Origin of the sequence: Pseudoalteromonas sp. MEBiC 03607, from assembly GCF_004792295.1 — a bacterium.
In the GTDB taxonomy this organism is placed as follows: Bacteria; Pseudomonadota; Gammaproteobacteria; order Enterobacterales; family Alteromonadaceae; genus Pseudoalteromonas; species Pseudoalteromonas lipolytica_C.
This window is the reverse complement of the sequence record NZ_SRRY01000002.1, coordinates 142328-161367: the sequence shown is the minus strand read 5'-3', so window position 1 is coordinate 161367 and position 19040 is coordinate 142328. Positions and strand designations below refer to the sequence as shown.

The 19040-nt window shown below is 41.9% G+C and carries 17 protein-coding genes; 8 read left to right on the top strand and 9 right to left on the bottom strand.

Going from position 1 to position 19040, the window contains the following annotated elements:
• Positions 1 to 20 precede the first annotated feature (20 nt).
• From E5N72_RS17700 to E5N72_RS17690, 3 genes are all read right to left on the bottom strand, one after another.
• Entirely contained in the window at positions 21 to 545 is a 525-nt protein-coding gene (locus E5N72_RS17700) for an RNA methyltransferase (RefSeq protein WP_054563794.1), read from the bottom strand.
• The gene (locus E5N72_RS17695; RefSeq protein ID WP_135926444.1) at positions 545 to 1042 is read right to left on the bottom strand and encodes a YcgN family cysteine cluster protein; all 498 of its coding nucleotides are present in this window, start codon (positions 1040 to 1042) and stop codon (positions 545 to 547) included. Before E5N72_RS17695 ends, E5N72_RS17700 begins: the two co-directional genes overlap by 1 nt.
• A 64-nt stretch (positions 1043 to 1106) precedes the next feature.
• Positions 1107 to 2930, bottom strand: a complete 1824-nt coding sequence (locus E5N72_RS17690) for a DUF885 domain-containing protein (RefSeq protein WP_135926443.1) — start codon at positions 2928 to 2930, stop codon at positions 1107 to 1109.
• Positions 2931 to 3077: 147 nt separating this feature from the next.
• On the opposite strand from E5N72_RS17690, the gene E5N72_RS17685 reads away from it, so the two are divergent.
• Together E5N72_RS17685 and E5N72_RS17680 are read left to right on the top strand one after the other, a co-directional pair.
• Entirely contained in the window at positions 3078 to 4346 is a 1269-nt protein-coding gene (locus E5N72_RS17685) for an amidohydrolase family protein (RefSeq protein ID WP_135926442.1), read from the top strand.
• Positions 4347 to 4542: 196 nt separating this feature from the next.
• Positions 4543 to 6954 carry a TonB-dependent receptor gene (locus E5N72_RS17680; RefSeq protein WP_135926441.1) on the top strand — a complete coding sequence of 804 codons (2412 nt, stop codon included), beginning with the start codon at positions 4543 to 4545 and terminating at the stop codon, positions 6952 to 6954.
• Positions 6955 to 7108: 154 nt separating this feature from the next.
• On the opposite strand, the gene E5N72_RS17675 is transcribed toward E5N72_RS17680, so the two are convergent.
• Together E5N72_RS17675 and adhP are read right to left on the bottom strand one after the other, a co-directional pair.
• Positions 7109 to 7738, bottom strand: coding sequence for a hypothetical protein (locus E5N72_RS17675; protein WP_135926440.1), 630 nt, complete (start codon positions 7736 to 7738; stop codon positions 7109 to 7111).
• 356 nt (positions 7739 to 8094) lie between these two features.
• Complete coding sequence (adhP, locus tag E5N72_RS17670) at positions 8095 to 9105, bottom strand: alcohol dehydrogenase AdhP (protein WP_054563854.1); 1011 nt, start codon at positions 9103 to 9105, stop codon at positions 8095 to 8097.
• A 249-nt stretch (positions 9106 to 9354) separates the two neighbouring features.
• Between adhP and E5N72_RS17665 the strand changes: the two genes are divergently transcribed.
• Positions 9355 to 9912 carry a MarR family transcriptional regulator gene (locus E5N72_RS17665; RefSeq protein ID WP_135926439.1) on the top strand — a complete coding sequence of 186 codons (558 nt, stop codon included), beginning with the start codon at positions 9355 to 9357 and terminating at the stop codon, positions 9910 to 9912.
• A 780-nt stretch (positions 9913 to 10692) separates the two neighbouring features.
• Complete coding sequence (locus E5N72_RS17660) at positions 10693 to 11106, top strand: hypothetical protein (protein ID WP_135926438.1); 414 nt, start codon at positions 10693 to 10695, stop codon at positions 11104 to 11106.
• 237 nt (positions 11107 to 11343) lie between these two features.
• On the opposite strand, the gene E5N72_RS17655 is transcribed toward E5N72_RS17660, so the two are convergent.
• Together E5N72_RS17655 and E5N72_RS17650 are read right to left on the bottom strand one after the other, a co-directional pair.
• Entirely contained in the window at positions 11344 to 12369 is a 1026-nt protein-coding gene (locus E5N72_RS17655; protein ID WP_135926437.1) for a lytic murein transglycosylase, read from the bottom strand.
• Entirely contained in the window at positions 12362 to 12643 is a 282-nt protein-coding gene (locus E5N72_RS17650) for a YcgL domain-containing protein (protein ID WP_135926436.1), read from the bottom strand. The genes E5N72_RS17655 and E5N72_RS17650 overlap by 8 nt, the downstream gene beginning before the upstream one ends.
• Before the next feature lie 155 nt (positions 12644 to 12798).
• Between E5N72_RS17650 and minC the strand changes: the two genes are divergently transcribed.
• From minC to minE, 3 genes are read left to right on the top strand one after another with little or no spacing between them, the layout of a single operon-like run.
• Positions 12799 to 13503, top strand: a complete 705-nt coding sequence (minC, locus tag E5N72_RS17645; RefSeq protein WP_135926435.1) for a septum site-determining protein MinC — start codon at positions 12799 to 12801, stop codon at positions 13501 to 13503.
• A gap of 5 nt (positions 13504 to 13508) precedes the next feature.
• On the top strand, positions 13509 to 14318 hold the full coding sequence (gene minD, locus E5N72_RS17640; RefSeq protein WP_135926434.1) for a septum site-determining protein MinD: 810 nt from the start codon (positions 13509 to 13511) through the stop codon (positions 14316 to 14318).
• Position 14319: 1 nt separating this feature from the next.
• Entirely contained in the window at positions 14320 to 14583 is a 264-nt protein-coding gene (minE, locus tag E5N72_RS17635) for a cell division topological specificity factor MinE (RefSeq protein WP_135926433.1), read from the top strand.
• A 55-nt stretch (positions 14584 to 14638) separates the two neighbouring features.
• On the opposite strand, the gene E5N72_RS17630 is transcribed toward minE, so the two are convergent.
• Complete coding sequence (locus tag E5N72_RS17630; protein ID WP_240704554.1) at positions 14639 to 15055, bottom strand: GNAT family N-acetyltransferase; 417 nt, start codon at positions 15053 to 15055, stop codon at positions 14639 to 14641.
• Positions 15056 to 15128: 73 nt separating this feature from the next.
• Positions 15129 to 17918: a TonB-dependent receptor gene (locus tag E5N72_RS17625; protein WP_135926432.1), complete on the bottom strand. Its 2790-nt coding sequence runs from the start codon at positions 17916 to 17918 to the stop codon at positions 15129 to 15131.
• Positions 17919 to 18309: 391 nt separating this feature from the next.
• Here E5N72_RS17625 and E5N72_RS17620 point away from each other — a divergent pair, with 391 nt between their 5' ends.
• The gene (locus E5N72_RS17620) at positions 18310 to 19038 is read left to right on the top strand and encodes a copper homeostasis protein CutC (protein WP_135926431.1); all 729 of its coding nucleotides are present in this window, start codon (positions 18310 to 18312) and stop codon (positions 19036 to 19038) included.
• Positions 19039 to 19040: the final 2 nt, after the last annotated feature.

The window sequence follows — 19040 nt, the reverse complement described above, 5'->3', positions numbered from 1 at the left end:
GTTTGAATCTAAAAAGAGCGCTATTTAGCGCTCTTTTTTTGTTGCCATTTAAGTGAGTTGTTAGTGTCTCGACTATTACAAATGGTGTCGTTTGAACTCTCAATACCACCGAGTTTGGCAAGTCGGTCGTACAGCACAACATTGCAGGTTGCAGCTAGGTTCATACAGCCTATGGTTGGCACATACACTACTTCATCACACCATTTCAGCACGTCTTTACTAACCGAGCCATCTTCAGGGCCAAACACATAAAATGCGTTTTCAGGGTGCTTAAATTCAGGCAGCGGCGTTGCACCTTCAACAAGCTCAATCACCACCGTTGTGGCACCTTCAGGCTTTGCTTGCTCAAGGCTTTCGACTTGCGTTAGCGGAATGTGCTCAAGCACATTTTTGGTATCGGTATGGTACTTATTAGCGCGTAAATAGCGGCTACCAGTAAAAAACACCTGCTTGGCATTGTAACAACCCGCGGCACGTAATACGCCACCCACATTGGTTGGGCTTTTTGGGTTTAACAAGCCAATGCTGGCTTTAAGTGTGCTCATTAATCAATGTCTCTGGTTGGCCATTCGGCCACGTAAAGGTCAAAGTCATCTAGGTCTACGTCGCAGTCTTTCACTGTTTTGTCACGCACAGAAATACCCAACTCATGCATCATGTCTTTACTGCCACTGTTTAGTAGCGGGTGCCAAGACGCAAGGCCACGGCCTTCGTAAAGGCGTCGGTAGCTACAACTTTGTGGCATAAAAAAGATATCTTTGAGGTTTTCTTTAGTGAGCTTTACACATGAAGGCACCAAGGTTTGGCGGTTCGCATATTCGCTACACCCACAGGTGTCGTTGTCTAGGTATTGGCAAACGATATTAGTGAAAATGAGTTCTTCACCCTCGCGAAGTTGATCCGTTGCGGTAAATTCATCTTCGTCTTCACTGTCGATAAATGTGTTTAAACAACATTTACCACAGCCGTCACAAATGGCTTCCCATTCGGGTTGTGACATTTGCTCAAGCGAGCGCTTAAGCCAAAATTGATCTTCTAACATGGTATTACTCAAAGCCCCTAAACAGCGCGCATTCTAGCGTAAAGCCAGCATGCGCGCAAAGGTGCTATTTTTGCTCGTTAACCCAACGCTTAATTTTCTCTTCAAGAATTGGCATAGGTAATGCGCCATCAATTAGAACTTGCGTATGGAAAGCTTTTATGTCGAACTTATCGCCCAGCTCTTTGCTCGCGTAGTCACGTAGTTCTTGAATTTTGAACTGACCTAACTTGTACGACAGCGCTTGGCCCGGCCATGCAATGTAACGCTCAACTTCGGCAATAATGTCACTTTCGGCCATTGATGAGTTAGCCAACATGTAATCAATACCTTGTTGACGTGTCCAACCCTTTGCATGGAAACCAGTATCAAGCACTAAGCGCATTGCACGTAATTGCTCATCTGATAAACGGCCGTACCACATGTAAGGGTCCGTGAATAAACCAAGCTCTTTACCTAAGCTTTCTGCATACAATGCCCAACCTTCTGCAAATACCGTGTAGCCACCGAATTTACGAAACAGCGGTAATCCTTCAATTTCTTGTTGCAAGGCAATTTGAAAGTGGTGACCCGGTGCGGCTTCGTGAATAGATAAGGTTTCAAGTAAAAACTTAGGTTGTGCTTTTAGGTTAAAGGTATTGATATAAAAAATACCTGGGCGCGAACCATCTGGTGCTGGCGACTGGTAAGATGCACCCGCAGCAGATTCTGCGCGGAAATCTTCAACTGCTTTAACTACGTATGGCGCTTTTGGCGCAATATCGAACATTTGCGGCAGCTTAGCATCAATCTTCTCTTTTACTGCTTCGTACGCGGCAATTAGCTCTTCTGGCGTATCGTAGTAAAACTCATCTGAGGTTCTTAGGTGTTCAAAAAACGCTTTTAAATCGCCTTCAAAACCGACAGTCTCTTTGACTTTTTTCATCTCAGATAAAATGCGCGATACTTCGCTTAAACCAATATCATGAATTTCATCGGCGTTTAAGCTAAGCGTTGTATGCTGTTTAATTTGATACTCATACCATGCTTTACCATTTGGTAGGTCACTGTAACCAATGCTTTCACGGGCATTTGGAATATATTCATTCGCTAAAAAGTCAGCCATTTTTTGATACGCAGGCACTAAACGCTCGCTGATCATCGCCGTGTACGCGCTTGTTAGCTGTGCTTTTTGCTCGTCGCTAAAAGACTCAGGTAACTGAGCAATTGGCCCCCAGAATAATGACTCTTCTGGTTTTTCTACAATATGAGTTTGAAATTGCGGTAATAGTTTTTCAGCAAGCGGCTTAGGAAGAACAACTTTGTCTTTCATGCCTTGGCGCATTGACTGCTCAACACTGTCTAGCCAAGCGATGAAACCGTCAGCACGTTTTTCAAATGCTTGATAATCTTCAACCGTGTTAAAAGGTTGTGCGCTTTGCCCAGAACCTAGCGCAGCAAAGGTATTATGCGCCCCGCCCATTTGGTTAATTGGCATTAAGTAACTTGGAAACTGAGCGCCTTCAATCGCAAGGTCTAAATCGCGGGCTAGAATTTCGTAGCTCAATAATGACTGACCTGTTAATTGCGCTTTGTCGATATTTGCTAGTTTGTTTTTGTATTCTTTAACAAAGTTAAGCTGCTCGTCGCGGTTTGCTTTACTAATAGGTGCAATAAATTGGTCGTTATATTCGCTGCGACCAATGTAAGTACCGCCAATTGGATTAAACTTTAAGCCTGCTTCAAAGTAGTCTGCTAGTAATGTATCAAGTTGCTCTTTGGCTGACGTTGCGCTTGGCGCTTGTTTGCTTACTGCCTGCGTTGTTTTTTCGTTGCTTGGCGTTGATTCATTACAACCAAGTAATGCAAACATCACCGCCGAACTAAGTAGTGCTAGTTTTACGTTTTTCATTCTTTCCCTGCCCTTATATTAAGTACGCGTAAATTATGAGGGTTTAGTTCCCTATTTAGCAAGTAGCGCTGCAACTTATCGCAGTTTATTTACACTTAACAAGCTGATTGCTAGAGTGGCGGCTCGACTTACCAATTTTGAATAAAAATGAAAAAGACAGCTCTCGCTATTAGCCTAGGCCTTGCTTGCCTAACCTCTTTAAATACCTACGCAACCACCTACTTATCGGCAAAAGCCATGGTAGATGTAAATTCAGGTAAACTGATTAAATCACCACTTATCAGTATAGATAATGGTCAAATTACAGCTGTACAAAGCAATAAACAGCCAAACTTAAAAGACGGCGATAAGCATATTCAATTACCAGAGCTGACTCTGGTACCAGGTTTAATGGATATGCATGTGCATTTAACAAGCGACCCTACCGTGCCGCGCAGTGAGCGAATTGGTCAATCGATTCCGCGTAAAGCTATTAAAGCGGCGCACTTTGCCGAAAAAACACTGTATGCAGGCTTTACAACGCTGCGTAACTTAGGCGCAGAAGGCTACAGCGTGATTGCAGTACGCGATGGCATTAACTCAGGCGATATTGTTGGCCCACGTATTTGGGCGGCTGGCCCGTCTTTAGGTGTTACTGGCGGTCACTGCGATAACAACCGTTTACCACCAGAAATGAAATACACCGCAGAAGGCGTTGCTGATGGCCCTTGGGCTGTGCGCGCTAAAGTGCGTGAAAACATTAAGTACGGTGCCAATGCCATTAAGTTTTGTGCAACAGGCGGCGTATTTTCAAAAGGCACCAAAGTAGGTATTCAACAATATAGCCAAGACGAAATGAACGCCATTGTTGACGAAGCTCATTTACGTGGCCTAACCGTTGCTGCTCATGCGCATGGTACAAGTGGTATTAAAGCGGCCATTGTTGCCGGTGTAGACAGTGTTGAACACGTTAGTTTTGTTGATGACGAAGCCATTAAACTTGCGAAAGAACACGGCACTTGGTTCTCAATGGATATTTACAACACTGAGTACACCCTTGCCTTTGGCGAACAAAACGGGGTTGCAGAAGAAAATCTCAATAAAGAACGCCAAGTATCTAAAAAGCAACGTGATAGCTTTAGCCGTGCAGTAAAAGCAGGCGTAAACATGGTATTTGGTACCGATGCAGCGATTTACCCTCATGGCGATAACGCAAAGCAGTTCTCGCGTATGGTTGAATTTGGTATGACCCCCCTGCAAGCATTGCAGTCTGCCACCATCAATAGCGCTAAACTGCTAAAAATGGATGATCAACTTGGCCAAATCAAAAGCGGCTTCTTAGCCGATATTATTGCCGTTAAAGGCAACCCACTTGAAAACATTGCAGTACTTGAAGATGTACAATTTGTTATGAAAGACGGCAAAGTTTTTAAATAAGCTATTTTGCTGGCTTTGCATGAGTGAAGCCAGCAACCCTCACTTGTATCTATACCGTAAACAAAATTACCAACCATAAAACCTGTTGTTAGCAACTTGTATCTAATAAAAGAAATTACCCAAAACAGATAAATAAAACTTGAAATGAAAACAACTCGCATTATCATTGCCGAAAAATTTCGACGATTTACCTATAATGACGACACATAAATACTCAATTTTAGCTCTAGCTTGCTTAAGCGCATTCAATGCAACCGCCAACGATTTAGATTCAGTTGAACGTATTACCGTTTACGACAAACAAAACCGAGTAGTACTTGAATCTGGCCTTGCCACTAAATCAAATATGACCCTAATGGAAACGCCAGCCCCGGTTGTGGTTGTTGATCAAGAGCTTATCAACTCGCAAGGTGCGACAAACTTACAAGACTTAGTGCGTAACATCAGTGGTGTAACCCAAGCCGGTAATAACTACGGCATTGGCGATAACTTAGTGATCCGCGGTTTAGGTGCAAACTATACTTACGATGGCATGTACGGTGGTGCAGGCCTAGGTAACACCTTTAACCCAACACGCTCAATGACCAATGTTGAATCTGTAGAAGTACTTAAAGGCCCAGCAACGGGCTTATATGGTATGGGTAGCGCAGGCGGTGTTATCAACCTTATTGAAAAGAAACCGCAATTCACTGAAAAACACACCGTTAATGCTGAGCTTGGTCAATGGGATAGCTACTCATTAGGCTTTGATAGCACAGCAGCATTAACCGAAAACCTTGCTTATCGCGTTAACGCAAAAACTGCTCGTAGCGATGGTTACCGCGACTTAAAAGACGACCGCGATGAAATTTATGGCGCATTAAAATACGTATTAAGCGACAAACAAGACATCATGATTTCTGCCGCTTACATCAAAGATGCCATTGCCGTTGATTCAATTGGCCACCCTATTCGTATCTTTAACAGCGACTCAGTGAATGGTAAAACCGCAGGTGAAGTAACCGCTGCCGATTTAATTAACGATGCAACGGCAAAAGGCCTGCAACTAACCGAACAGCAACGCCAACAATTAGCAGACTCACTGGCAGCAAATGATGGCCTAACACCTTATACCTTTGGTCATAACGGTATTATCTCGCCAATGGCAAATGACAACGAAGGCGAAGAGCTACGCTTTAAGTTAACTCATAACTACTTTATTACTGATAATTTATTTTTAAATCAGCAACTACAATATCGTAATTACGAATCGAGCTTTGCCCGCCAAACGGGTGCTTATAACTATGTTTATTGGAACCGTAATGGCGTGATCAATGCAGACCCGCGCGCACCTTTAGTGGTTGATGACGTACTTTACCCATTTGCCGCGCGTCGCCAAGAGTACCGCCAAGTAGAAGCTGACGAAAAATCATGGCAATACTTTGCTGACTTGCGTTATGACTTTAGCTTTGCCGGAATCGATAACGAACTACTGGTAAACGCCAACTACGAAGACCGCGATATTCGTTTTAAACAATATTCAATTTACGATGCTGATCAGGTCATTAAAAACAAAGATGGAGAGGTTATTTACAAAGGTCAATTACCTTACATTTTTGATATTCGTAACCCAAACTGGGGCGAAGGCAGCTTTTTTGATTACGACCCACTAAAAACCAGCGATTACAATAAAAAAGTTCAAGCTTGGGGTGTGGGTATTCAACATGTTGCCTATATTCACGATACCTTTACAACCCGAGTAGGCGTTGCCTTTAACCGTATTAAACAAAGCTACGAACATTTTGGTGTTGATGCGCGCTACCGTGCCAGTGCCGCCGAGCCAACGCCAGAAGCAGATACATCAGACAGCGGTATGACCTACAACCTAGGTGCAACCTACAAACTGAGCGATGATATTTCGTTCTTTGTAAACCACTCTAAAGGTCGTACAGCCTACAGCGTGCTTGGCAGTGTATCGGGTAACAAAGCAGACCGCGATGACGCAGAGTCAGTCAGTAACGACATTGGTATGCGTGTAAAAGCCTTTGATGATCAACTACTGGCCTCACTTGTGGTATTTGATAGTGCCCGTACAAACCTTGAGTATGCCAACCCAGATTACGAAGCCGGTGTATCTGATGCTTCAGTACCAAAAAGCTTTTACGATGGTGAAGAGCAAACCAAAGGTGTTGAACTTGATTTAAATGCCGATTTAAACGAGCAGTGGAAACTTAACGTAAACGCGGTGTATCAAGACGCGCGCGATAAGCAAAATCCAAATTCATCAAGCTTTGATTCTCGCCAAAAAGGTGTGCCTTATGTAACAGCAAGCAGCTGGTTAAGCTATGACGCTAAATGGTTTGATTTAGCCGAGCCACTGACAATTAGCGCAGGCGTGCAATATATTGATGACCGCAGCACAAACTCAACCTCGTTTGGTATTCCTGATGGCTACGTACCAAGCTACACGGTGTACGACGCCGCAATTCAATATCAAACAGATAATTGGAAACTACAGTTAAACCTAAATAACTTGTTTAACAAAACCTATTACTCAAAAGCTATGTTTTTAGGCGGTATGCCAGGTGAAGAGCGTAATGCTAAATTAACCTTTAGCTACACACTTTAATTGTGAGTTGATAGCAAAAAGCGCGGCTTAAGTAGGTCGCGCTTTTTTGTTTGGTGAGAACGGGTTTTAGTGATGGCTTGTTTTTGGAGATAAATGAGTTTGAGTATTTATTCTTAACGCCCAGCTATGCATGCATGGCGACTAAAACCGCTTGTTATAATGGGTTGACTCGGCGATTCCACAATTCTTCTTCAAGGTTACGCGAACGAAGTAATAACTGGTCTATAGATGTAGTAATACTCTGAAGGTCGTATTCCTCACCTCGGAATTTAAAGACGTTTCTGGTTGGGTCAAACCAGCGCATCATATCTGACTCTGCTGGACCGACGATCGCATTTGGCGGCCCAATAGTATCGCTGACAATATTTCTATTGATGCTATTGTTACGCCAATGGTCAAGTCGCTCATCATAGTGCTCCAAGTGATCACGTAGTTTTCTATTTTTTAATGGGTTATTATCGTCCAGCCCGTACTCACCCTTGAGGGCTCTGCCTCTTACTACCTTGTCTATTGTCAGTATTCTATTTTCATAGTTTTGGTCTGTTTCATTCTGCTTCTGTCTAGGTATTGGTGGCCAAAACATTCTAGAAACATTACTGGCATGGGTTAATAAGCTATGAATTTGTCTAAATACTTCGGAATGGTAAAACTGCCTTTCTTCTTGTGATAGTTCTTGATTATGTAGCTGTTGCAATGCATGGTTTAAATACTTGACCGCAGCCAACCCAAACTCACATTGTTTTTTAATCTCTCTAACATAAACGCCTTTCAAAAAATCGTCCATTTATAACAACCTCCATTCATACATAACATTTTAGTATTTATGCAACACGCAGTTTGTGTTTGCATAATCGCTTGTTGGACTGAGCCGCTACCTGCTCGGTGTGTCAGAGTTAGTGTTGTTTATGCTATGAGAATTTGCTTTTGGTGGCTTTAGCTTAGCTATTATTTCAGCATTCCCTGCACTGCTCAGCGTATGTTCAGATATCATTACACCTAACTTTGGCTAGATATGCAATTATATTTTTTACAAGGAAAATGTATGAAGCCAATAAGTTAACTTATTGATCCTATTTGTAATGTTACTGTCAGATTCAATTGAATCACTTAACCAAACCTGACAGCGTTAACTAACTCAGCTTAAAGCGTCATTACGATTCGGCCTGTGATATCGCCTTTAAGCATGTCGTCAAAAATATCGTTGATATCTTCTAGGCGTTTTTCTTCAATAATGGCTTTAACTTTACCTTTAGCAGCAAAGTCGAGGCATTCTTGTAAGTCTTTACGAGTACCAACGATAGAGCCTACAACAGATACCCCATTTAATACAGTATCGAAAATTGGCAGTGGCATATCTTCTGGTGGTAAACCTACAAGTACGCACTTACCGCCACGGCGTACACTTTTATAAGCTTGCTCAAAACCGGGTTTTGAAACAGCTGTACACACAACGCCATGTGCCCCGCCCACTTGTTCAAAAATGGTTTCTGAAGGTACTTGCTTCATAAAATCTATGGTGATGTCTGCGCCAAGCTCTTTGGCTAGTGCCAACTTGCTCTCGCCGGTATCAACGGCAATTACATTAAAGCCCATTGCTTTTGCGTACTGCACTGCTAAATGGCCAAGGCCGCCAACACCGACAATTGCCACCCAATCACCCGCTTTTGCATCAGTTACTTTAAGCGCTTTATAGGTTGTAACCCCCGCACAAAACAAAGGTGCGGCTTCTGCAAACCCTAATCCTTCAGGAATTTTCACCACGTAATCGCCATGGGCTACACAGTACTCAGCGTAACCACCATCAACTGAATACCCCGTGTTGTGCTGCTCAAGGCATAAGGTTTCTTTGCCTTCTAAACAAAACTCACAATGACCACAGGCGCTATACAACCAAGGAACACCGACACGGTCTCCTACTGATAAGTGCTTAATGTTTGCGCCTACTTTTTCGATAGTACCTACCCCTTCATGGCCCGGTACTAATGGCATTTTTGGTTTGACTGGCCAATCTCCATGACAAGCGTGTAAATCTGTGTGGCACACTCCACATGCGGCAATTTTAACTAGCACATCGTTAATTCCCACCTCTGGGCATGGGATATCTTCGATAGTTAATTTACCCTTGTACTCTTTATTTACTGCAGCTTTCATAACGTTCCTCCATGGTATTATTAGATTTCAGCCTATACGATAAACTTATTAACTGTCACTATTATTGATCCACATCAAATAGCTAATCACTGCGACATTTAATTAATCTTTCATTTAAATTCAATGACTTAAATTTAAATATGGCGTATCTACACTTTAGTAGTAGCAGATTACATAGTGGCTATTTCTTTTAGTTATACCCCGAGCGTGCTAGCATTTAATTTCTGAAATTTTTGAATACTAAAAATTATGAGCCTATCTGAAAAAAACTTAGCTTTTGTTATGCACTGCGGTGAAATGGGTAGCCGTTGGGGCTTTAACCGTACCATTGGTCAAATGTGTGGATTATTAACCATTACTAAAGAGCCAATGACGGCCAATGAAATTGCCGATACCTTAAGTATCTCGCGCGGAAACGTAAGCATGGGTATTAAAGAGCTACAGTCTTGGCGCTTAATTAAAGTGCATCATATTCCGGGTGATCGTAAAGAATACTACGGCCCTGCTGGCAGCATTTGGGATATGGCCAACCGCGTATTCGAAGAGCGTAAAAAGCGCGAGATAGACCCAACCCTTAGCCTGCTTCGCGATAACATTTTAGAAGAAGCGCACACTGATGATGAGCGCTTTGCTCAGCAGCAAATGCAAGAAATTCACGACCTACTCGAAACTGTAACCAAGTGGTCAGCAGAGCTACAACGCTTAAGCCCTGAACAGCTTCAAAGCCTTATGAAACTAGGTTCTGGCATTGGCAAGGTACTTGATTTTAAAGACAAGATTTTGAAAAAGCCGGCGAAGAGTGAGTAAGTTAGCAAGTTTGACCTTGTAGGCGTGAAACTTGTTTCGCGCGCACTCTTGTAGGTCGTGCTTTAGCGCGTCATTTGAGAAAGCATTCAAGATTGTGTCGCCATAAATGACGACCTACATCAATATAATCCCTCAACAGAAGCCTTTAAAGCCAAACATCCAAAGATTCACGGCTGAAGCCGTTCCTACGGGAGTCATCGTAGGCGTGAAACTTGTTTCGCGCGTTGTCTTGTAGGTCGTGCTTTAGCGCGTCATTTGAAAAATATTTAACGTTTTGTCGCCATAAATGACGACCTACATCAATATAATCCCTCAACAGAGGCCTTTAAAGCCAAACATCCAAAGATTCACGGCTGAAGCCGTTCCTACGATGTTTTGTAGGTCGTGCTTTAGCGCGTCATTTGAGAAAGCATTCAAGATTGTGTCGCCATAAATGACGACCTACGCCAATATCCCCTTCGGTGTTGGAGTCGTTTAAAGCAAAACACCCAAAGATTCACGGCTGAAGCCGTTCCTACGATGTTTTGTAGGTCGTGCTTTAGCGCGTCATTTGAAAAATATTTAACGTTTTGTCGCCATAAATGACGACCTACATCAATATAATCCCTCAACAGAGGCCTTTAAAGCCAAACATCCAAAGATTCACGGCTGAAGCCGTTCTTACGATGTTTTGTAGGTCGTGCTTTAGCGCGTTTGAACGGGTAATCATATCTGCTCTTGCCTTTGCTATACTAATAATTAAGTATTTATTTACGTTCTGACTTAAAAGGATATTAATCTATGTATAAACAGACAGAAATAAATTACTCGTTAATTATTATTTTATTAGTGATTAGTGCCTTTATAATTTTATCGCCTGAACTGGCTGGCCTCAAAATAATTATATTATCGATAAACCTGCTTATTACTTTGTTATTCTTTTCACTAACAATAGTCATCGATAAGCAAAAGCTACGTTGGTATTTTGGGTTTGGGATTATTAGCAAAAGTGTTGAATTATCTCAGATTGACGATACTTCTACATACCAAACAAAATGGTATCAAGGAATTGGTATACGTATGCTAAGTGATGGCTGGTTATATAATGCCTCAGTTGGAAAAGCCGTTAAAATAACTTTAACCGACGGGAAAAACATATACCTTGGCTGTAAAAACGTAGAGGCACTGCAAAAAGCACTCAAAGTAAACGTTTAAAAATTGTATCGAGGGGAAAGTTTGCGAGTTTGTCGGAGGCGTTTCAACGCCGAACATCTAAATTCACGGCTGAAGCCGCTCCTACAAAAAATGTTCAAGATTGTGTCGCCATAAATGACGACCTACACCAGTACAATTTCTCGACGTAGGAGGCGTTTTAACGCCGAGTAAGTTAGCAAGTTGCTCGGGTAAAACTTGTAGCTTTACCCTTGGTACTTGCTAACTTTTATTACTCAATTACTTAATCGCTGGGTAACCGATACGGTCAGATAAGTAACCTACACTAGTAGCAAAGTAATACGAGCGATTCCAGTGCATAAGTGCTTTGTAGTTATCGTAGGCTAGATACATACGACCGTTTACGTCATCAGGCATTACCATTGCGGCGGTAATATCAACGTTTGGTAAGTCGCTACCATCCATTTTACGAACCCCAAGAGCTTGCCAATCAGCAAGGCTGCGCTCTGAATCTTTCCAATACTCTAACCATTGGCTGCGGGTTTTAGTGCCGCGTTTAAGAATATTTGAATTATCGAAGCCTTCAGGTAATTTAACTTGGCGACCCCAGGTTAAATCATCGTTCCACCCTGCTTGCTTTAAGTAATTGGCGATTGAAGCGAATGCGTCTTCTTCTGTGGTCCAAATATCTTTGCGGCCATCACCATTGTAATCAACAGCGTAAGCGTTAAATGAGGTTGGCATAAACTGCGTTTGCCCCATTGCACCAGCCCACGAGCCTTTAAACTTATCAAGGGTAATGTGACCCTCTTTTAAGATATCAAGCGCTGCCCAAAGTTGGTTTTTGTACATAGTTTCGCGGCGGCCATCAAAAGCAAGTGTTACTAATGATGCAATTACACTGTGACCACCTTGGATTTTACCGAAGTTACTTTCAAGGCCCCAAAGTGCCACAATAAAACGTGCTTGAACGCCGTATTCTTTGGCTACTTTTTCTAGAACGTCTTGGTTTTCTTTGTATAACTTACGCGCGCGGTCAATTTTCCATTGCGGCACACGTTTAGGTAAATAAGTTTCGAGGGTTTCTTTTACTTCTGGCTGATTTTTATCTGCTGAGATTACTTTCTTTTTAAATTTAGCCGTTGCGAATGCTTGCTCGATTAAGGCTTGATCATAGCCCTTTTCAATTGCTTCTTTTTTTAATGCAGCAACGTAAACGTCAAAATCAGCTTGGGTTTTTTCTTCTGCCAGTACTGATGTGCTCAAAGAGGCACTAAGTAAAATAACGGCAAGTTTTTTAATCACTCTCAACTCCCTTGTTTTTTTTGAATTGGGTTAACAGGTTTTCTTCTGGCGGTGGTAATTGTAAGTAGAAACCTTTATCAATTAACGCTTGCTTAACCGTTTCGATATCTGCAAAACCTAACTTTTCACGACTAGCAAGATTGATCATCATTACGTATTTAGGTTGACCAAACGTTTCTAGTAAAGGTTCAGGAACACGACCAAAATCGTCTCTTTTTTCAATAAAAAGGTAAGTATCCGCTTTTTTAATACTTTTATACACCGCAGTTAGCATTATGGCCCTATAATATCTTGCTTAACGAAGTCGCACACTATAACATGAGTCAAATAATAAGTTAGAAAAAATAGATTAGTTTTTACTGTGTATGCCTTGTTCAGCCTGTGTTTATATACAAACTATACTAATCAAAACAAATCAATTGAGCGTGTATGTCGGAACAAATTTTTGAGCTAAAAGGGAACCTTTTTACGTTATCTGTTTTACATTTATTTTCAGCAGATACATCCCTCTTAAGTAAGCAGTTAGATGAGAAAATCGCCCAAGCACCTAAGTTTTTTGCTGGTGCCCCCATCGTAATTAACTTAAGTGACATACAAGACGAAACTCTTGATTTCTCATTCTTAAAATCAATGTTAAGCGGTCTTTCGCTAAACCCTGTTGGCGTTTGCAATGGCTCTCAAGAGCAAAACGAAAGCGCGAAAGCTGCAGGCCTGTCGGTGTTAAATTATTCACAAGACGTTAAGGGTGCAACCGCTAAACAACAAACAAATACATCTATCGTTGAAAAAACCGTTCATTTGCCTGCGCAGGTTATTAGCGGCACTGTACGCTCTGGTCAGCAAGTATACGCAAAAGACCGCGACCTAATCGTGATTGGTTCTGTAAGTCATGGCGCCGAAGTAATAAGCGACGGTAACGTGCACATTTATGGCACTCTTCGCGGCCGTGCAATTGCAGGGGCAAAAGGTTACAACGAAGCACATATATTTTGCCAAAAATTAGAAGCAGAACTTGTTTCAATTAATGGTAGTTATTGGATCAGCGACTCTCTTCAGGGTGAACACTGGGGTAGCGCAGTACAAATCCAACAAAAAAATGATTCATTAGAAATTTCAGCTTTGGTTAAAGGATAAATCTCATGGCAAAAGTGATTGTCGTTACTTCTGGTAAAGGTGGTGTTGGTAAAACCACATCGAGTGCTGCGATTGGCACAGGTTTAGCGCTTAAGGGCTTTAAAACCGTTATTATCGATTTTGATATTGGTCTGCGTAATCTTGACCTTATCATGGGTTGTGAGCGCCGCGTTGTTTATGATTTCGTAAACGTAATCAATGGTGAAGCAAACCTTAACCAAGCGCTTATCAAAGATAAACGCGTTGATAAGTTACATATTTTACCTGCTTCACAAACCCGCGATAAAGATGCCCTTACCCGTGATGGTGTTGAGCGTGTACTAAACGAGCTGAAAAAAGATTTTGATTACATTGTGTGTGATTCACCAGCAGGTATCGAAGCCGGTGCAATGATGGCAATGTACTTCGCTGACGAAGCGATTGTTACAACTAATCCAGAAGTATCATCAGTACGTGACTCTGACCGTATCCTAGGTATTTTACACAGCAAATCAAAACGTGCTGAAGAAGGCCTTGAAAGCGTTAAAGAACACTTACTATTAACTCGCTATAATCCTGAGCGTGTTGAAAAAGGCGAAATGCTTTCGGTAGAAGACGTACAAGAAATCTTAGCGATTAAACTACTGGGCGTTATTCCAGAATCACAAGCTGTACTAAGTGCATCAAACTCTGGTCAACCGGTTATCTTAGATTCTGAATCGGATGCAGGCCAAGCGTACACTGATGCTATCAATCGTTTATTAGGCGAAACTGTTGATTTTCGTTTCTTAGACGTAGAGAAGAAAGGCTTATTTAAACGGATTTTTGGAGGTTAATGTGTCTTTACTTGACTACTTCCGCTCAGAAAAGAAAAGCAGTGCGTCACTTGCAAAAGAGCGATTGCAGATCATCGTCGCGCACGAACGTTCACAGCGTGGTACACCAGATTATTTACCACAGCTAAAACAAGACATCCTTGATGTTATTCGTAAATATGTGAATGTAAACAGTGATGCAGTTCAGGTGCAGTTTGACCAAAACGAAGATGACTTAGCGGTACTTGAGCTAAACGTCACTTTACCTGACGAAGAAAAGAAATAGTCAAAATTGGGCGCTTAGTTATTCTTAACAGCGCCCTTTTTTATTTCTGCTGTATTTATTTTTGCCACTGCATATGAAACTCGTAGTCATCTTCGCCTAGAGTTTTAAACCCTGCCCGTTGATATAGCCCATACGCTGGGTTCGCTTTTAGCACCGTTAAATTAATTTCTGATGTTTGCGCTTTTAGTGCATCTAACACCTTTGTGCCTAGCCCCTTGCCCTGCTCTTTAGGTGCAATTTGTAGCTGTAATAAACTAATTGCTTGCTCACTAACTATGAACTTGGCAGCGCCTACACATTGCCCGTTATTTAACACTAAATGACTGTGCTCAAAGTGCTCTGCCACTCGTGCTTGATGCTGCTCAAGTGATAAAAATAATCCCTGATTCTCTAAGTGCTCAACCATGGTATTTAACCTTAACTCGAGTAAATAGGATTTGTCTTGCTCGGTAGTCGCTACAAATTCAATCATTATTGTCTTAAAAAAGAAAAAGGTACTTATATAAAAGTACCTTTTTAGGTTGCAACAAACAACATATCTAGTATTAGAAGCTATAATTTGCGCCTAGGTAAAAACGGCGGCCCGAATATTGGTTATAGGTAAAGCGATTACTTTGTTTCCAATAACCTTCTTCTAACTCTTCTGTTAGGTTTACAACTGACGCGGTAAACGAAAGATCCTCTGTTAGGTTATAAGAGGCATTCACATCAAGCTGACCATAGTCTTTGGTATATAAGTTGTAGCCTTGGTGAATACCGTTGGCACGGTCATCTTTCCAGTTGTAAGACGCACGAACACTAAAGTCGTCATTCTCAAAATACACCGACACATTATATTGGTGCTTAGCCGTGCCTGGAATTTCAGCCTTTGTTTTTTGCCCGTCAGTCGATACTTCGCTGGTGCTGGTATCTGTGTAGGTATAGTTGGTTAAAATACCAAAGCCATTATCAAACGAATGCTGGAAGAATAGCTCTAAGCCTTCTGATTTTGCATCACCGCCACCTACTTTGGTGTTCATTTCAACTTCAATTGGGCCATTACAACAATTGTGCTCACGCTCAACTATTTCCACTGATGAAATCGGTAAATTAGAAATATCCTTAGAGAATAAAGTTGCCCCTAGCGCAGAGCCATCATCGTAATACCATTCAATACCTAAATCGAATTGATCAGATAACATAGGTTCAAGCCCGGTGTTTACAGAAGTACCTGTACCACGACCAGTCCATGAATCCGGCGAGTTAATGTTAACTGGTGGTCCGTATGATTCCGCTTGGCTTAAGTCTGAATAACTCACTCTTGCCATTGTGCGCGCTGCAGCAAAGCGAACGACAAGGTCTTCGGTTGCATCCCATGCTAAGTTAAAGCTTGGTAATACTTCACTGCCATCACTACTGCGTTCATTCGGGTCAGTATCATTATCATCATGGCCAATGACTTCGTCGTAAGTCAAAGTACTAAGCTCTGTATTTACATAGCGCACACCAACATTACCGCGGAAATCTTGCCATTCGAAATCAGCTTGTGTGTAAACAGACCAAATTTTCTCTTCAAGGGCATAGGTACCCGACAGTGAAGGCACAACTGTCTGGCTAAAGTTCTCTTTTAAGTAGTTATCAAGCGCTCCAAAATCAAACGCTAAGAAGTTAAATGCACCTGTATCACCCGCACTGTTATCAACCACATGGTCGCTCACCAATGTTGGTGCATCCGGGTGAAAATCTGGATTATGGAACCACTCAGTTCCCGGTAAATAACCACGGTAACCACCGTTATCCGCTATGCCGTCATCCCAACGAAAGTCGTTACGAATACCTTTAATTTCGTGGTCGCGGTATTTAGCCCCCACATAGACACGGGTGAAAAAGCTGCCATCAAGGTCAAATTTTACATCAGTTTGAATGTAATCTTCTGAGTCTTCATTTTCTGATGAGTAAGAATCAAACCAATCATAATATTGGTACGCTTGTTTATCGGTAGCTAAATCAGTCGACAATTCGTAGCTTGGTTTTCCGTTTTCAATTGACCATAACCAGCTATTTACTGAGCCTAATCGTGCATCAATATTAGCGTAGGTTTCTTTTGAAGTACCACCTTCAGCTTCGGTATGACCAAGCTTTAATGTAACGCTGTAAGTATCGCCATAATAAGTGCCTTCAAAATCATAGGTATTTGATTTTGACTCACCAAAGCGTTCACGCCCTGTCAACTGCGGCGATAACAAACCACGACGAACGGGCACACCGCCATTTACATCGGCATCACCCCAGTTATTGTCATTCAGTAAACCGTTATCAGCATTACCATAGGCAACCACCGTATCGCCATCAAGCACAATACCGTAATACGGGTTGTGGTTATCGTTCCACTCGGCAAAAGTAATGGCTTGACTAGATTGGTCATAGCCTAGCTTGGCGCCAAAATAGTTAAAGTTTAAATCAAGTCTGTCACTCGGTGCCCACTGAACAGCCACTTGATAACCATCGCGTGTACGGTCTTGGTTTGAGTTTGTAACGTACATAGCACGAGGCGCCCACACATTGTTGTACACTTCGCCAGTTGCTTGGTCTACAAGCGCTGGGCGCTCTGCCCCTTCAACCGTATCTGAGTGAAAACGCCAGTGTGAGGCGTTGTTAGTGATGGTTGTTACGGTGCGATCTTGACGAGTAAATCCGGCAAGCACACCAAAGTTTTCGTCGTCATTTTTCCATGAATACAGCACATTAACTTGCGGCTTAGTGTCTTCAGACACATCATCGTAAGTTACCTCAGCGCTTAACGCCCCTGAGTTTGCTTCCATTTCAAGTGGTTTACGGGTGTGTAAAATAACTGTACCACCAATACCGCCTTCATCAATGCGAGCTTCAGCACTTTTGTATACTTCTACACTTTTGATCATGCTTGATGGCAATAGCGTGTAATTAAAACTACGGGTAGGAGTACCAGAACCTGATGAAGCGATATAGTTACCGTTTAATTGGGTAAGTGTCCAATCAGGTGACGTACCGCGAATACTGACACGGCTACCTTCGCCACCATCGCGGTCAATCAAAACGCCCGATACACGTTGCAATGAATCAGCGACATTTTTATCAGGAAATTTACCAATATCCTCTGCTGTAATTGCATCGACAGTTGCAGCTGAAAGTCGTTTTATTGCTAAGTTTTCTGCGGTTGAAGAACGAATACCACGTACCTCAATCACTTCTACATCATCATTTACTTGCTCTGCCGCGTAACTTGTATTAACTGCAGCCAGTAGCGAAATCAAAATTGCATTACGCTTAAAATGCCTTCCCTGCCCTTTTGTTTTTATTACAGTTTGCTTGCCCATGCCTATCTCCAGTTGTGTGTTCTGTTTTTGTATAAGAGGTTTTAGCCCCTGCAAAAACGATTTATTGTTGTCGGTTTTTAAACTGATTTTTGGTAGTTAACAGCTTGTTAAACTCAAACTCAGAATAGGGGGAGGTGGTCAAAAAGTGATAATAAAAATTCGGTGACAGATATGACAAAATCGGCGTTAAGAATATTTTATCTTATTTTTTGTAATTTATGTTTTATAGTGAATCACAAGTTTATACAGTCAAAAACACTTGCATTTAAAACAGGAACTAAATAATAAGCCACTGATTTATAATTAAAATACTAACAGAAACAATACTATCATTATGGTTCTTAAATAGATACTTTAAAGCTGGTGTAATAAACATGGCAAACAAATAACAATGAGTAATGGTAAAATTCTTGAAGTCTGCTTAAATGAAACAGACACAAAGCAGCTGACAAACAATGTTTTAATGGCTGGCAACTTAGGTGTAAGCCGTTTTGAGCTATGCAGTAATTTACATTTAGGTGGCCTAACACCGAGTAAACCTGCAATTGACAGTGCTGTAAAAAGCCTAACCAATAACGCAGAATTAGTGGTGATGATCCGCCGTGAAGCTGGTGATTTTATTGTTAGTGCCGAGAGTCACAAATTAATGGAAAAACAAATAATAATGGCAGCGAATGCGGGGGTGCATGGGGTGGTATTCGGTGCAGTAAAGCATGGCAAACTTGATTTAGAGGTGACCCGCTCTTTAGTTGCCACAGCCAAACAGCATGGCCTGATGGTGACCTTTCACCGTGCATTCGATACCCTAACAAACCCGTTAAGCGCACTTGATAAACTGATTAGCTTAGGAGTTGACCGCGTTTTAACAGCAGGCACGCCGTGGCAAAGCGGCCAAAGTGCCGTAGATGGCTACAAGCTGCTCAACACATACTTAGCGCACTGCGCTAATCAAATTGAAATTGTTATGGGTGGTGGCGTTACTTTAGAAAACGCGGAAGCTCTTTGGCAATTAATAGAAAATCATTCAGCAAAGGCAGCTGTGCATGTACACTCATGCGTGCATAACGAAAATGGTGCAATTAACGCTGAGGCTATCAAAAAGCTTCTTTCAAAGGATTAAGT

Excerpts from the sequence above, each read along its gene's own strand:
- E5N72_RS17700 (WP_054563794.1), bottom strand. The coding sequence starts at position 545 with ATGAGCACACTTAAAGCCAGCATTGGCTTGTTAAACCCAAAAAGCCCA.
- E5N72_RS17695 (WP_135926444.1), bottom strand. The coding sequence starts at position 1,042 with ATGTTAGAAGATCAATTTTGGCTTAAGCGCTCGCTTGAGCAAATGTCA.
- E5N72_RS17690 (WP_135926443.1), bottom strand. The coding sequence starts at position 2,930 with ATGAAAAACGTAAAACTAGCACTACTTAGTTCGGCGGTGATGTTTGCA.
- E5N72_RS17685 (WP_135926442.1), top strand. The coding sequence starts at position 3,078 with ATGAAAAAGACAGCTCTCGCTATTAGCCTAGGCCTTGCTTGCCTAACC.
- E5N72_RS17680 (WP_135926441.1), top strand. The coding sequence starts at position 4,543 with ATGACGACACATAAATACTCAATTTTAGCTCTAGCTTGCTTAAGCGCA.
- E5N72_RS17675 (WP_135926440.1), bottom strand. The coding sequence starts at position 7,738 with ATGGACGATTTTTTGAAAGGCGTTTATGTTAGAGAGATTAAAAAACAA.
- adhP (WP_054563854.1), bottom strand. The coding sequence starts at position 9,105 with ATGAAAGCTGCAGTAAATAAAGAGTACAAGGGTAAATTAACTATCGAA.
- E5N72_RS17665 (WP_135926439.1), top strand. The coding sequence starts at position 9,355 with ATGAGCCTATCTGAAAAAAACTTAGCTTTTGTTATGCACTGCGGTGAA.
- E5N72_RS17660 (WP_135926438.1), top strand. The coding sequence starts at position 10,693 with ATGTATAAACAGACAGAAATAAATTACTCGTTAATTATTATTTTATTA.
- E5N72_RS17650 (WP_135926436.1), bottom strand. The coding sequence starts at position 12,643 with ATGCTAACTGCGGTGTATAAAAGTATTAAAAAAGCGGATACTTACCTT.
- minC (WP_135926435.1), top strand. The coding sequence starts at position 12,799 with ATGTCGGAACAAATTTTTGAGCTAAAAGGGAACCTTTTTACGTTATCT.
- minD (WP_135926434.1), top strand. The coding sequence starts at position 13,509 with ATGGCAAAAGTGATTGTCGTTACTTCTGGTAAAGGTGGTGTTGGTAAA.
- E5N72_RS17630 (WP_240704554.1), bottom strand. The coding sequence starts at position 15,055 with ATGATTGAATTTGTAGCGACTACCGAGCAAGACAAATCCTATTTACTC.
- E5N72_RS17625 (WP_135926432.1), bottom strand. The coding sequence starts at position 17,918 with ATGGGCAAGCAAACTGTAATAAAAACAAAAGGGCAGGGAAGGCATTTT.
- E5N72_RS17620 (WP_135926431.1), top strand. The coding sequence starts at position 18,310 with ATGAGTAATGGTAAAATTCTTGAAGTCTGCTTAAATGAAACAGACACA.